At 68.0% G+C, this 13,326-nt stretch carries 12 protein-coding genes; 9 read left to right on the top strand and 3 right to left on the bottom strand.

The features are described from left to right. Positions 1–55: 55 nt before the first annotated feature. The 8 genes from FX134_RS03140 to FX134_RS03105 all read left to right on the top strand — a co-directional run bounded on the left by FX134_RS03140 (position 56) and on the right by FX134_RS03105 (position 7,979). On the top strand, positions 56–541 hold the full coding sequence (locus tag FX134_RS03140; RefSeq protein WP_080797509.1) for a hypothetical protein: 486 nt from the start codon (positions 56–58) through the stop codon (positions 539–541). Positions 542–677: 136 nt separating this feature from the next. Then, on the top strand, positions 678–1,157 hold the full coding sequence (locus FX134_RS03135; RefSeq protein ID WP_080797505.1) for a hypothetical protein: 480 nt from the start codon (positions 678–680) through the stop codon (positions 1,155–1,157). Positions 1,158–1,295: 138 nt separating this feature from the next. After that, entirely contained in the window at positions 1,296–1,964 is a 669-nt protein-coding gene (locus tag FX134_RS03130; RefSeq protein ID WP_080797502.1) for a response regulator transcription factor, read from the top strand. 2 nt (positions 1,965–1,966) lie between these two features. Then, positions 1,967–3,004, top strand: coding sequence for a sensor histidine kinase (locus tag FX134_RS03125; RefSeq protein ID WP_080797501.1), 1,038 nt, complete (start codon positions 1,967–1,969; stop codon positions 3,002–3,004). An 88-nt stretch (positions 3,005–3,092) separates the two neighbouring features. Then, entirely contained in the window at positions 3,093–3,911 is an 819-nt protein-coding gene (locus FX134_RS03120) for an ABC transporter ATP-binding protein (protein WP_080797500.1), read from the top strand. After that, a complete protein-coding gene (locus FX134_RS03115) occupies positions 3,901–6,093 on the top strand; it encodes an FtsX-like permease family protein (protein ID WP_080803711.1) in 2,193 nt (730 codons plus the stop codon). The genes FX134_RS03120 and FX134_RS03115 overlap by 11 nt, the downstream gene beginning before the upstream one ends. A 298-nt stretch (positions 6,094–6,391) precedes the next feature. Beyond that, on the top strand, positions 6,392–7,315 hold the full coding sequence (locus FX134_RS03110) for a HipA domain-containing protein (RefSeq protein ID WP_080797499.1): 924 nt from the start codon (positions 6,392–6,394) through the stop codon (positions 7,313–7,315). 124 nt (positions 7,316–7,439) lie between these two features. Then, complete coding sequence (locus FX134_RS03105; RefSeq protein WP_143412120.1) at positions 7,440–7,979, top strand: hypothetical protein; 540 nt, start codon at positions 7,440–7,442, stop codon at positions 7,977–7,979. A gap of 30 nt (positions 7,980–8,009) precedes the next feature. Here FX134_RS03105 and FX134_RS03100 read toward each other — a convergent pair whose 3' ends face one another. Further along, positions 8,010–8,354 carry a nitrous oxide-stimulated promoter family protein gene (locus FX134_RS03100; RefSeq protein WP_080797496.1) on the bottom strand — a complete coding sequence of 115 codons (345 nt, stop codon included), beginning with the start codon at positions 8,352–8,354 and terminating at the stop codon, positions 8,010–8,012. A gap of 187 nt (positions 8,355–8,541) precedes the next feature. Between FX134_RS03100 and FX134_RS03095 the strand changes: the two genes are divergently transcribed. Continuing rightward, positions 8,542–10,671 carry a PTS sugar transporter subunit IIC/EAL domain-containing protein gene (locus FX134_RS03095; protein ID WP_172623355.1) on the top strand — a complete coding sequence of 710 codons (2,130 nt, stop codon included), beginning with the start codon at positions 8,542–8,544 and terminating at the stop codon, positions 10,669–10,671. A gap of 147 nt (positions 10,672–10,818) precedes the next feature. On the opposite strand, the gene FX134_RS03090 is transcribed toward FX134_RS03095, so the two are convergent. Both FX134_RS03090 and FX134_RS03085 read right to left on the bottom strand, forming a co-directional pair. Further along, a complete protein-coding gene (locus tag FX134_RS03090) occupies positions 10,819–12,093 on the bottom strand; it encodes a GHKL domain-containing protein (protein WP_080797494.1) in 1,275 nt (424 codons plus the stop codon). Then, complete coding sequence (locus tag FX134_RS03085; protein ID WP_172623354.1) at positions 12,090–12,881, bottom strand: LytR/AlgR family response regulator transcription factor; 792 nt, start codon at positions 12,879–12,881, stop codon at positions 12,090–12,092. The genes FX134_RS03090 and FX134_RS03085 overlap by 4 nt, the downstream gene beginning before the upstream one ends. Positions 12,882–13,326 lie beyond the last annotated feature (445 nt).

The following is a 13,326-nucleotide window of genomic DNA, read 5'->3' as shown; positions in this document are numbered from 1 at the left end:
CGTTACCGGCAGCGTGCCGCGACCGCGACGCGCGAATCGACCAAGGGAGGCTTTTATGAAGAAGAAGATGCGCGCCTTCGCCTTCGCCACCGCCACGGTGCTCGCGTTCATGCCGTTTCTGGGCGGCTGCGCGGCGGCCGAGGACGCGGGAGGCCAGAACGGCGAGGCCCAGCAGGAGCTCGCCTACGACGAGCAGCAGCGCAACGAGGACATGGGCTCCATCGGCCAGGGCGTCCAGGGCGAAGACGTTCGGTACGGCCAGGTCATGGCTCTGAACGGCAACCAGGCCACCGTCGTGGTGGGCGAGCTCGCCGATGCCGCCGACGGCTCCAAGGCGTTCAGCTCCGGCCAGGACGAGATCACGTTCGACGTCACCGAGGTGCAGGTAGCGGACGGCCGGCAGCTTTCCGCCGACGACATCGTGGTGATGCAGGGCACCGGCGAGGGCTCGAGCTTCAAGCCCGAGACGGTCGAGGTCATGGACGTGGCCGCGGCCGGCACGAACGCCGACGACGCGCAAATCCCCCAGGGCGCGAAATAGCGAATGCGTGGGCGGGCGCGTCCGCAGGCGGCCCGCCCCTTGCCAACGGCCCCGAGGGGCCTATAATGACGGGACGCCGCAGAACCTGCGGCGTCCTTGCTTGCGCGGAGGGCCGCGACCGGACGGAGGAGCCATCATGCAGCTGTTGAAGATAACGACCGACAAGCTTCTGCTCGTGGCCGGCATCGTGTGGTTCGTCGCGGGGGCGAACATCGTGAACATCGGCCTGGCGGCCTACCTCGACGAGTCCGGCTGGATCTTCTGGGTGCTCGTCGTGGGCACGCTCGTCATCTTCACCCTGTTCCACATCTTCGTGTTCACCAAGATGGTGGGCAAGCACGCCGACCGCATCCGCGGCTACGACGAGGACAAGACGCACGTGTTCAAGTTCTTCGACAAGAAGGGCTACATCATGATGGCCGTCATGATGGGCGGCGGCATCGCGCTGCGCGCCTCGGGGGTCGCGCCGGAATGGTTCGTCGCGTTCTTCTACACGGGGCTCGGCCTGGCGCTGGCCGTGGCGGGCGTGAGCTTCATGCTGCGCTACTTCAAAAGCTCGAAGGCCGCATGCCCGGTGCTGCCCAGGACGCGCCCGCACCACCCGAAGGATTCCTGAGGGCCGCAGCTGCGGGCCGCCGGGCGGCGTCAACGAATCGGTTACGGCTTGCCCGCGCTGGGGAAACGCTCGCGTACCATGGAGCCGATGAAGTAGGAGACGAGTGGCCGCCTGCGGGCGGCGGTGAGGGGGCCAGAGGTGGCACGCATCTTCGTGGTGGAGGACGACGCGTCGCTGCGCGGCGAGCTCATGCGGCTTTTGGAGCTGCAGGGCCACGAGCCCCTCGGCTGCACGGGGTTCGACCGGGTGGTGGACGACATACTGGCCGCTGCGCCCGACTGCGTGGTCCTCGACCTGAAGCTGCCCGGCACGAGCGGGCATGCCGTCTGCCGCGACCTGCGGCGCGCAAGCGACGTGCCCGTCATCATGCTCACGTCGTCCGACAGCGAGTTCGACGAGGTCATGAGCATGAACCTGGGCGCGGACGACTACGTGACCAAGCCCTACAACCCCGCCGTGCTGCTGGCGCGCGTGCAGTCGGTGCTGCGGCGCTCGCAGCGTCTTGAGCCCGCCACGCGCCTGGAGCACAAGGGCGTCGTGCTCGACGTGGCGCGCGCCCAGGTTGAGCACGGCGGGCGCACGGTGGAGCTCACGCGAAACGAGCTCAAGGTGCTCCGACTCCTCATGGCGAACAAGGGCGCCATCATCTCGCGCCAGGAGCTTATGGTGGAGCTGTGGCAGTCCGACGCGTTCATCGACGACAACACCCTCACGGTGAACATCAACCGCCTGCGCAAGAGCCTGGCCTCCATCGGCGTGCCGGACGACTTCCTGGTCACGCGCCGCGGCCAGGGCTACCTGGTGTAGCCGTGACGCCGGGTGCCTACCTCAAGGACCGCCTGATCGACGTGGCCCTCGTCGCGCTCGCTGCGCTGGGGGTGGGCGCGATGCTGGCGCTTCTGGGCGACGGCTGGGATGCGGCGCTCGCGGGCGCGGCTTTGGTGGCGGGGTGCGGCGCGCTCGCCCTGGCCGTGGGCTACGCGCGCCGGCGGCGCTTCTACCGCGAGCTCGCGCGCTGCGTGGAGGAGCTCGACAAGACGTACCACGTGGCCGCGCTTCTAGAGGAGCCGACGTTTCTCGAGGGGCGGCTCGCCTTCGAGGCGCTCGAGGCTGCGGGCAAGGCGGCCGCCGACGACGTGGCCGCCCACAAGCAGCAGGCCGAGGCCTACCGCGACTACATAGAGCTGTGGATCCACGAGATCAAGACACCCATCGCGGCCGCCGGGCTCATGGCGGCGGGCCTGCACGGGCCCGAGGCATCGAAGCTCAAAGGCGAGCTCGACCGCATCGAGGGCTACGTGGAGCAGGCGCTCTACTACGCGCGCTCCACCTCGCTTGCGCAGGACTTCTCCATACGTCCGGTGAGCCTTGCCCTCACGGCGCGCGAGGTGTGCAAGAAGCACGCGCGCTACCTGGTGGAGCAGGGCGTCGCGCCCGCCTTCGAGCTGGACGAGGGCGCCCAGGTGTTCGCCGACGGCAAGTGGCTCGCCTTCGTGATGGGCCAGGTGGTGGCGAATGCGGCGAAGTACGGCGCACACACGGTGCGCTTCTCGGCGCGCGAGGAGGGGGAGGGCGCCGCCGGGCGCACGGTGCTCGAGATCGCCGACGACGGGTGCGGCATTCCGGCCGCCGACGTGCCGCGCGTTTTCGACCGCGGCTTCACAGGCGAGAACGGGCGGCGCACCGGGTCGTCCACCGGCATGGGCCTGTACCTGGCCGCCCTCATGTGCGAGCGCATGGGCCTGGGGATAGCCGTCGCCTCCGAGGAAGGCGCCGGCACCCGCGTGCTCCTCACCTTCCCCCACGACCGAAGGCGCATGGACTCCTCCTCCCTTTCAAATACGTAAGGTTCGCGTCACCCACTTCGATGGCGGCGCGGCGCGCAAGGCCGTAGTATCTTCCCAGCAAAGAGAGTGCGAGAGAAGGAGCAATGCCATGGCCGAAGTGTACGCCACGCCCGCGCAGGCGGCGACGACCCTGCGGGGGGAGCGCCCGATCCTGTCGGTGCGCCAGATAGAGAAGATGTACGGCAACCGCGACTCGGTGACCCAGGCCATCCGCGACATCAGCTTCGACGTGATGCCGGGCGAGTTCTTAGGGCTCATGGGGCCGTCGGGCTCCGGCAAGACCACGCTTCTGAACTGCGTGGCCACCATCGACACCGTGACGAGCGGCCACATCCTGGTGGACGGCCGCGACATCACGGGCCTGCGTTCGCGCTCGCTGGCGAAATTCCGCCGCGACGACTTGGGCTTCGTCTTCCAGGACTCCAACCTGCTCGACACCCTCACGGGATTCGAGAACATCGCGCTCGCGCTCACCATCAAGGGCGAGCCCGCCGGCCAGGTGAGACCGAAGGTGGAGGCCATCGCGCGCACGCTCGGCGTGTCCGAGGTGCTGGGCAAGCACCCCTCCCAGATGTCGGGCGGGCAGCGGCAGCGCATCGCCGCGGCGCGCGCCATCGTGAGCGACCCGAAGCTGGTGCTGGCCGACGAGCCCACCGGCGCGCTCGACTCCAAGAGCGCGCAGACCATGCTCGACACCCTCACCATGATGAACCGCGATCTGCACGCCACCATCATGATGGTCACGCACGACTCGTTCGCGGCGTCGTTCGCCAGCCGCATCCTGTTCATCAAGGACGGCGCGCTGTTCAACGAGATCCGCCGCGGCGACACCTCCCGCAAGGACTTCTTCGGGCGCATCATGGAAGTGGTCACGTTCTTGGGCGGGGATGTGCGCGATGCTAGCTAAACTCGCTTTCCGCAACGTGCGCCGCTCGGTGCGCGACTACGGCGTGTACTTCGTCACGCTCGTGTTCGGCGTGGCGGTGTTCTACGCGTTCAACTCCGTGACCAGCCAATCCATCCTCTTCGACCTGGAAAGCGAGTCCTCGGCCGGCGTGTTCATGCTCACGGGGCAGTTCATCGGCATGTTCAGCGTGGTCATCGCGTGCGTGCTGGGCTTTCTGGTGCTCTACGCCAACGGGTTCCTCATCCGGCGGCGCAAGCACGAGTTCGGCACCTACCTCATGCTGGGCATGCGCCCTGGCAGCGTGTCGGCCATCGTGCTTCTGGAAACGGCGGCGGTGGGCCTCGTGTCGCTGGCCGTGGGGCTGGCGCTTGGCTTCGCGGTGTCGCAGGGGCTCTCGTTCGTCACGGCGGGCCTGTTCAACATCCCCATGGTGAAGTACCAGTTCATCTTCTCGCCGGGCGCGTTTCTGCTCACCCTTGGGTGCTTCGTGCTCATCTTCGCGGTGACGGCGGTGTTCAACACCCTGTCGCTTCGGCGCTACAAGCTCATCGATTTGCTGTCGGCCCGCTCCAAGAACGCGCGCTTCCGCGTGCGCAGCCCGTGGGTGAGCCTTATCGGGTTCGTTGTGGCGGTGGGCCTGCTTGCGTGGGCGTACGTCACGCTCATCCAGAACGGGATCGTCTACTTCGATGACGGGTTCTGGCGCGCCACGTGGCTCATGGTCATCGGCACGTTTCTGTTCTTCTGGTCGGTGGCGGGCTTCGCGCTGGCCGCCATCGAGCGCACGCGCGGCGTGTACTTCAAGGGACTGGCCATGTTCACCATGCGCCAGATCGCCAGCAAGGTGAACACGGCGTTCGTGTCGCTTTCGGTGGTGTGCATCATGCTGTTCTTCTCGCTCACGGTGTTCTCCACCGGCATGGGCCTGGCGCGCGCGTTCTCGGGCAACATCGAGAACGGCACGCTCTACGACGCCACGCTGACGGCGAACGTGTACCTGAACACGGGCGGCACGGACGACGCCGAGAAGCTGGCGGGCATGAGCGAGGCGGATCGCGAGTACCAAAAGGTGGCCGACGAGAAGGCCGCCGCCATCGACGCCGACGGCGAGGCCTATGGCTGGGATATCGCCGCGAAGCTGGCTGATTCCTCGCCGGTGTGGGACGAGCTGGTGGACCGATCCGCGCAGGTGGACGCCTTCGTGAGCAAGGATGTGACCTACGGCGCGCTCATGGATCGCTACGGCCAAGACACGGGCAACGACCAGCAGAATGCGGCGCTGCACGGCCAGGGCGTCACGCTGGTGGGGCAGTCGCAGTTCAACGCGCTGGCCGAGATGACGGGTCGGCCCACGGTGGATGTGGGCGAGAACGGCTTCGCCATGAACAACACGCTCGACGCCATGAAGGCGCTCTCCCAGGCCGCCTCTCGCGAAGGCGAGGTGCTGGAGGTGGCGGGTCGCACGCTCGCTTCCACAGGCGAGATGCTCAGCCAGCCTATGGAGGACAGCACGTTTCCCTCAAGCGGCACGGAGTTCATCGTGCCCGACGCGGTGATCGACGAGCTGCGCGCGCAGGGCGAGGAGCCCACCGCGAGCTACCTTGATATCATGTACAAGGTGGGCCGCGCCGAGGGCGACAGGATGCTCGACGAGGTGCTGGCCGCGGCCTCGCCCGCAAGCGACGAGGTGGCGTCGTCCGGCTGGACGTTCAGCCCGAAGCCGTGGCCGGTCACGCTGAAGTTCACGGCCGAGGAAGTGCTCGTGCAGTCGAGCGGCATGAACCTCATGATCTCGTATCTGGCGCTCTACATCGGCTTCGTGTTCCTCATCGCCACGGCGGCCATCCTCGCCATCCAGCAGCTCTCCGAGACGAGCGACTCGCTGCCGCGCTATCAGGTGCTCGCGGAAATCGGCTGCGACCGCCGCATGATCCTGGGATCGCTGCGCACACAGGTGCTCGTGTACTTCCTCGCGCCGCTCGTGCTGGCGGTGTGCCACACCGTGTGCGCCGTGGGCGTGATCAACGGCGCGATCATCTCGCAGCTGGGCGTGTCCATCTTCGAGCCCGCGCTCATGACCGGCGTGCTGGTGTTCGTGGTGTACGGCGCGTACCTGCTGGTCACGTACTTCACCAGCAAAGGCATCATCCGCGCTTCGCTCGGCAAGAAGCTGCTCGGGTAGGGAAGGGAAAACAAAAAGAGGGCGCAGGGAAGGGGGGTCGGTCGGGTGGGCTGGGAGAGGTGAAAAAGAGACGGGGGGGGGGGGGGGGCGGGCTGCCCCCCCCCCCCGCCGCACGCCTCGCATGTTTCACGTGAAACATTTGTTCTCATATCGCACTACATTGCGACAAGTGTTTTACGTGAAACACCGCACATCGCGTCTGGGCGATGACGGGTTCCCCTCGTCTCTGAAGCCCTGCCGCCCGTGCGTGGTACAATTGCGCGAAGGATTTTGATGACGACGAAGGAGAGGCGGGGCGATGGAGATAGCGGATTTGCGGGAGTGCCCCGCGAGCGGCCTGTTCTACGGCGGTCGCGCCGGCCAGAAAGAGGGCATCCTCGTTGACGGTGCCCCCTGGATAGCGAAATATCCGCGTACGACTCGTGATCTCCAGGGAAAGCATCTGCCTCCTTACACGTCGAGTCCGCTTTCGGAGTACCTGGGTGCGCACATCTACGCGTCGCTCGGCGTCCCCGTGCACGAGACGATGCTCGGCTACCGCAACGGCAAGATCGTGTGCGCGTGCAGGGATTTCACGTTCCCGGACAAGCGCCTCTTCGAGTTCAAGGATATCAAGAACGCGCTGTCTGACGACGACGGCGGGTTCGACTCGGCCCCCTCCGACGGCGAGAGCGTGTTCTTGGGCGACGTGCTGGCCACTATCGAGACGTCTAGCCTGCTCAGGCGCGTGCCGGGTGTGCGCGAACGCTTCTGGGACATGTTCGTGGTTGACGCGTTCATCAAGAACCCCGACCGCAACAACGGCAACTGGGGCGTGCTCATGGATTCGTCGTTCAACTACGAGCTGGCGCCCGTGTACGACCTGGGAAGCTCGCTGTTCAGCAAACGCGGCGACTCACTGGCTGAACGCAGGATGGGCGACGAGTCCGACATCGAGCAGGACGCCTTCGGCACGAACGTGTCGTGCTACCGCCTGCCCACGTTGGACGGGAAGAGCGCGGCCATCCACCCCTTCGCCTACATGGCCGAAACCGTGAACCCGGACTTGAGCGCGGCTATCGGGCGTTTCCTCGCGGCCGTGGACATGGATGCGATCGATGCGCTCATCGACGACGTGCCGCCCGAGGCGTACGGTCGCCCCCTCATCTCCGACGCCGTGCGCGCCTCCCACAAGCTGCTGCTGCGCCGCCGTCTTGAGGAAGGCTTCGCGCCCTTGGCGTGAGCCAGCATGCGAAGCCAACGGTAACGGTTGGGCAACGAAGGAGCCTCGGCGCCGGGGGGGGGGGGCTGCTATGATGGCTAAATCTCGTAGGTGCGTATTCGCCCGCAAGACAGGGGGCCGGCTCATGATAGGGAAGCGCTTCAAGATTCTGGCGATGGCGGCGCTTTGCCTGGCTCTTTCGGGGTGCGCAGGTTTGGCGAACCGGGTGCAGACATCGATGTACGACGACGAGGGGCTCATTGCGCAGGAGGCCGATTCCTATACCGCCCTCATCTTCAATGGCTCCGTTCAGGACGAGATGAGCTTCGACGGCTTCACAGGTTCGTGCTCGGTGCTGGATGTGTCGGTTCCTGTAGGCGGCGGAAAGCTGCTCATCGAATACGATGTGTCCGTTTCCAAAGGCGACTTCAAGATAGTCCTCGTGCAGGGCGCGAAACAGGTGGAAGCCGTGTGCGAGGGCACGGGGGAAGGAACGCGGACCTTCGACCTGGAGGCCGGAAACCAGGTGGTTAAGGTGGTGGGGGACGGCGCCGCTTCGACCGTGGCTCTCGGGTTCAAGGCGACGGAGGGCGTCACCGCCCGACCGGCGGATGTCTTCTCCGAAGGCTGGCCCCTCGAAGACGGAGAGCCCGAGCCGCTGCAGCTGGACGCTCTCGACGTTTGACGTCGCTCTCAGCGGGGGAGGCCTGGGGCGCTACTTTCCCATGAGGTGCCGCACGGCGGCTACGGGGTGCTTTTTCAGCATGCGGGGGCCGGCGTAGCGCATGACCTGCTTGATCTCCTCGCGCGCGGCGGGGGCGTAGCAGTGGTTGCCGCATTCCTCGCAGGAGGTCTTGACTTCCATCTTGCGGCAGCGCTCGGTGCGCAGCACGGCGTAGGCGTCGATGCGCGCGCAGTCCGGGCACACGGCCTCGCCGCAGTGGGCGACTTCGGTGCGGACGGCGGCGTCGTGGTTGTCGGCGCAGTACAGCGCCACCATCTGGGAGATGGTGCGCTTCTCGCGCACGCGGCGCTTGGCGGTCTTCGGCGAGTCATCCATGGCTAACATGCTAGCAGAACCATCGCTCCCTGACGAGCGGGATTTCCCCGTGCGCCCGTCCGGCGGCCATGCGGGCAGGCGGGCGCGATGTTCCGCCGAGGCTCCGCACGTGCGAGTGGTGTGCATCTGCTGTTCGGGGTACAATGACCCTCAACGATTGGTGGAGGATCTTGATGGAAGGGCGGGCATGCTCGACAAGGTGTATGCGCGGTTCGCGCGCTTGGAGGACGTTATGGCGTTCCAGGCCCTCCGCCAAGGGCTCATCCTCACCATCCCCGTGCTGCTGGTGGGCTCGTTCTGCCTCATCCTGCTGAACCTGCCGCTCGACCCCTACCAGGAGCTGCTCGCCCGCGCGCCGCACATCGAGGGCCTGCTCAACCTCGTATACGACGCCACCATGGGCATCTTCTCGCTCTACGTGGCGGTGGCCGTGGCGCTGCGCTACGCCAACGCCTGCGCCGAGCGGCATAGTGGCTTCTTCGTGCAGGGCGCGCCTTTCGCCGCACTGGCGTCCTACCTCATGTGCGTGGGCTTCGGCACCGAGGGCTTCGATGCGGCGGTGCTCAGCACGCGCTCGCTGTTCATCGCCATCGTGTGCGGGCTGGCCTCGTCGGTGCTGTACTGCCGGCTCGTGCGCCGGCGGGGCGCGCGGCGGCTCTACGGCGACAGCATCGACAACGTGTTCAACCAGGCCGTCTCGGGCCTCGTGCCCATCGCGGCCGTCATCGCGCTCTTCGGCGCCGTGAACGCGGCCGTGGCGGCGCTTTCGGATGCGAGCTGCGTGGAGCAGCTGTTCTTCCAGGGCGTGAGCGCGCTGTTCCCCCTAGCCACGGCTACGCTCGGCAGCGGGCTTCTGTACCTGCTCATGAACAACGTCATGTGGTTCTTCGGCATCCACGGCGGCAACATGCTCGACGGCGTGGCGCAGAGCGTGTTCGTGCCCGGCACGGCGGCCAACGCGGCGGCGCTCGTGGCGGGCGGCGAGCCCGTGCAGATCGTGACGAAGACGTTCATGGATGTGTTCGCCTCCATCGGCGGGGCGGGCGCGCTCTTGTCGCTGCTCGTGGCCATCCTGCTGTTCGGTCGCCGCAGGAGCGCGCGGAGGCTCTCGTCGTTCGCGGCGGTGCCCATGTGCTTCAACATCTCCGAGATCATGCTGTTCGGCCTGCCGGTGGTGTGGAACCCGGCGCTGTTCGTGCCGTTCATCATGGTGCCGCTGGCGAACATGGCGGTGTCGTTCGCGGCCATGGACCTGGGCCTCGTGCCGCCGGTGGTCGTGGACGTGTCGTGGACCACGCCGCCGCTGGTGGGCGGCTGGGTGGCCACGGGCTCGCCCGCCGGCGCGGTGCTGCAGCTCGTGTGCATCGCCCTGGGCACAGCGCTCTACCTGCCGTTTCTGCGCCGCTACGAGCGCTTGGCCGACGACCGCGCGCGGGTGGAGTACGCTTCGCTTCTGGCGGCCTTCCAGGAGGACGAGCGCGCCGGCCGCGAGACCGAGCTGGTGGCGGCGCCCGGGGTGCTCGGCGGCGTGGCCCGCTCGCTGGCGGAGGACGTGCGCCGTGCCGTGGCCGAGCGCTCCTTCGAGCTGCGCTACCAGCCGCAGTTCGACGCCGCCGGACGCGCGGCGGGGGCGGAGGCGCTCCTGCGCCTGGAGCATCCCGTGTACGGCTGGCTCTACCCGCCGCTCGTCATCGAGCTGGCGCGCGAGGCGGGCGTGTGCGGACAGCTGGAGCGCGCCGTGTTCGAGAGGGCCCTCGACGACGCGCAGGCGGTGGAGGCGCTCGCGCACGCGGGCGAGCTGGCCGCGGATTTCAGCGTGAGCGTGAACGCCACGGCCTCGATGCTGCAGGACGAGCAGGCCGTGGGCTTCATCGTGGAGGCTTTCCGCGCCCGCGGCCTCGACGTCGACCGCGTGGTGGTGGAGGCCACCGAGCACGAGGCGCTGCGCTGGGACGCGGGCGCGCACGACCTGCTGCGCCGCGTGGCCGACGCGGGCATGCCGCTGGCCATCGACGACTTCTCCATGGGCCGCACGTCATTCCGGTACCTGGAGACGAGCGTGTTCTCCGTGGTGAAGCTGGACGGCGCCATCGCCAAGGGCGTCATGGAGAACGAGCGCTACGCCGAGATCGTCTCGTCCATCGCCGACCTCTCCGAGCACCTGGGCTTCATCGTGCTGGCCGAGTACGTGGAGACGGCCGAGCAGCGCGACGTGCTGAAGATGCTCGGCTGCTCCCGCTTCCAAGGCTACCTCTACGCGCCGGCTCTGCCGCTGCCCGAGATGCTTGACCTCGCGCGGGTCGATTCGTCATCCTGAGCGGAGGCGGCGAAGCCGCCGCAGTCGAAGGATCCCGCGCAGCGCCAGCGAGTAAGTGTCGCGGCTACGCCGCTCTTTTGGAAGGACCCTTCGACTGCGCTCAGGGTGACGGTCTTCGTGTCCTCTTGGGCGAGCGCGGCGCTGCCCTCACCCCATCCTCGGCGGGAAGGCCAGGCGCAGGGTGCAGCGGGCTTCGCGGATGTCCCAGTCGCAGGTCGCCCCGTAGCGCTCGGCGAAGGCCGCGAGCGAGCGGGTGCCGAAGCCGTGCCCCGGCTCGTCGGTGCGCGGCCGCCCGTCCGGCCCCAGCGTGCAGCCGGGCGCGCAGGAATTGGCCACCTCCACGATGAGGAAGGGCTCTGCCACGCTGCGGCACGTCACGCGCCGCTCGCCCTCGGGAACGTCCTCGCAGGCGGCAAGCGCGTTCTCCAACGCGTTCGCCAGCGCCACGGCCAGCTCCAGCGCATCGGCCGGCAGCTCGTCGGGCAGCCCGAGCTCGCAGGTGAACGCCACGCCCGCCGCCCGCGCGCGCTCGGCGTAGGCGCCCGCCACCGCATCGAGGGCCGGCTCGCGGCACAGCCGCTCGAGCGCGGGCCGGGCCAGCTCGCCGTCTGCCCGGCCGATGAAGGCGGCGGCCTCGTCCACCCGCCCCTGGGCCAGAAGCCCGCCCAGCACGTCCAGCCGGTGGCGCATGTCGTGGCGCTCGACGAGCAGCGCCTGCTCCTCGCGCCGGTCGGCCTCCATGCGCTGCTCGATCTCGCGGGCGCGGGCGGCCAGCGCCTGGGCGCCCGAGGCGCTGCGCGCCGCTTGGTCGATGCGCAGGAACAGCACGTACACCAGCTGGTAGGCCGCCACCAGCAGCGCCACCAGCTCGGCGAACAGCACCGCGGCGCCCGCGGGCACGCCCTCGGCAAAGTAGACGAGGTTCAGAAACAGCGCGATGAACAGCGCGGGCAGCAGGCACAGGTACGCCCACACGCTGCGCCGCTCCTCCGCGACCTGGCGGTGGATGGGCCGTAGGCGCGCCACCACCCACGCGAACGCGGCGGCGATGAACCCGAAGCGCGCCGCCAGCCCCCAGAGCCTGCCCGCGCCCGCGTGCACCACAAGCGACTCCAGCACCATGCCCGCGCAGAACAGCACGATGCCCGTGAGCACGGCGAACACGAGCCGCCACCCGCCGTAACGTGAGAGCACGGCGAACTCGGCCAGCAGCGCCACCGTGTTGAACACCCAGATGAACCGCTCGTAGCGTTCGTAGCCCACCGCCAGCATCGCGGCGGCGTTCACGGCCAGCGTGCCCAGGAAGAAGCCCGCCATCACGAGCGCGGTGGTGCGCGGCGGCCTCCGCCAGACCACGAGGGCGGCGCACAGCAGGGGGAGCACGGCCGCCGACACGGCCATGCGCGCGAGCTCGAACGTCATGCCGCGCCGTCGCCGTCCTCGGCGCCGGCCCCTTCCCGGCCGTCCGCATCCTCGCGCGGCAGCCACTGCTCGAGCCACGCCCGCCGCGCCGCCTCGGCCCGCAGGCGCGTGAGGGGCAGCGTGGTGCCGTCCTCCAGGCGCAGCGTCGTCTTGCCCATCGCCTCGACGCGCCCGAGGCTCACCACATGCGACGACGAGGTGGCGGCGAACCGTCCGCTCTCCACAAGCGGCGCCATGGCGTCCTTAAACGACGTGCGGATGGTGAGCGTGAGCACCGTGGAGCCGTCGCGCAGGTGATAGCGCACGGCGCGCTTCGCCGTCTCGGCGAACACGATGTCGTCGAGGGAGAGGCGCACGAGCCCCGACGCCGTCTTGGCCACGATGGTGGGGCAGGCCGAGCGCCGCTTTTTGTGCGCGAGCGCCTTCTCCAGCAGGTCGGACAGCCGCATGGGGTCGACGGGCTTCAGCAGGTAGTCGAAGGGGTGGGCCGCGTAGGCGTCCAGCGCGAACTCGGGCGACACCGTGAGGAACACGATGCAGGCGTCCTCGTCGAGCGCGCGGATGCGGCGCGCGGCCTCGATGCCCTGAAGGGGCGCCTCGGGCATGATGATGTCGAGGAGATACACGTCGAACGGCCCTTGGCGCTCGACGCGGTCGAGCAGCGCGAGGGGGGAGTCGAACGGGGAGACGATGAGCGCGTCGTCGCCTTCCGGGCGGCAGGCGCGGACGGCCTCGGCGATGCGCTCGAGGTCGCGGGGGTCGTCGTCGCAAAGCGCGATGCTGGGCATGGCCTCCTCCTTCGGTGGGTGCGGGGTCGCCGCGCGGGCATCTTCCGATTTTCGCATAACCGCGCCGGTTCTGCGCAGCATCTTCCGCGCAGTACACCTTCTGCACACCATTGTAGTGTCCCTGCGCCCCCGTCCGCACCGTTCGCACCCGTCGATTCCGCGCAAAATAGCGCCGATTCCGTGCACCGCTTGGGCAGCTGATGGCCCTGCATCGAGGTGTTGCTGGACAAAAATGAAGGCTGTGGGAACGAGGGGATGGGCCAGAGGGGTGTTTCTCCTGTCCGAATGCAAGAAACCCCAGGTCGCGAATATCTGAGACGAATCGGCCGCGCGAAGGCGTTCCTATAGCCTTCGATTCTGTCCATGATGCTGCAAGTCATATGAAACGGAGCATGAAACCGCCCGCAAATCGCCATTCTGCGCGTAGTCGAGGATTCTCCTAAAA

The organism is Arabiibacter massiliensis, from assembly GCF_902386925.1.
Lineage (GTDB): Bacteria > Actinomycetota > Coriobacteriia > Coriobacteriales > Eggerthellaceae > Arabiibacter > Arabiibacter massiliensis.
This window is presented reverse-complemented; position numbering and strand designations above follow the sequence as displayed.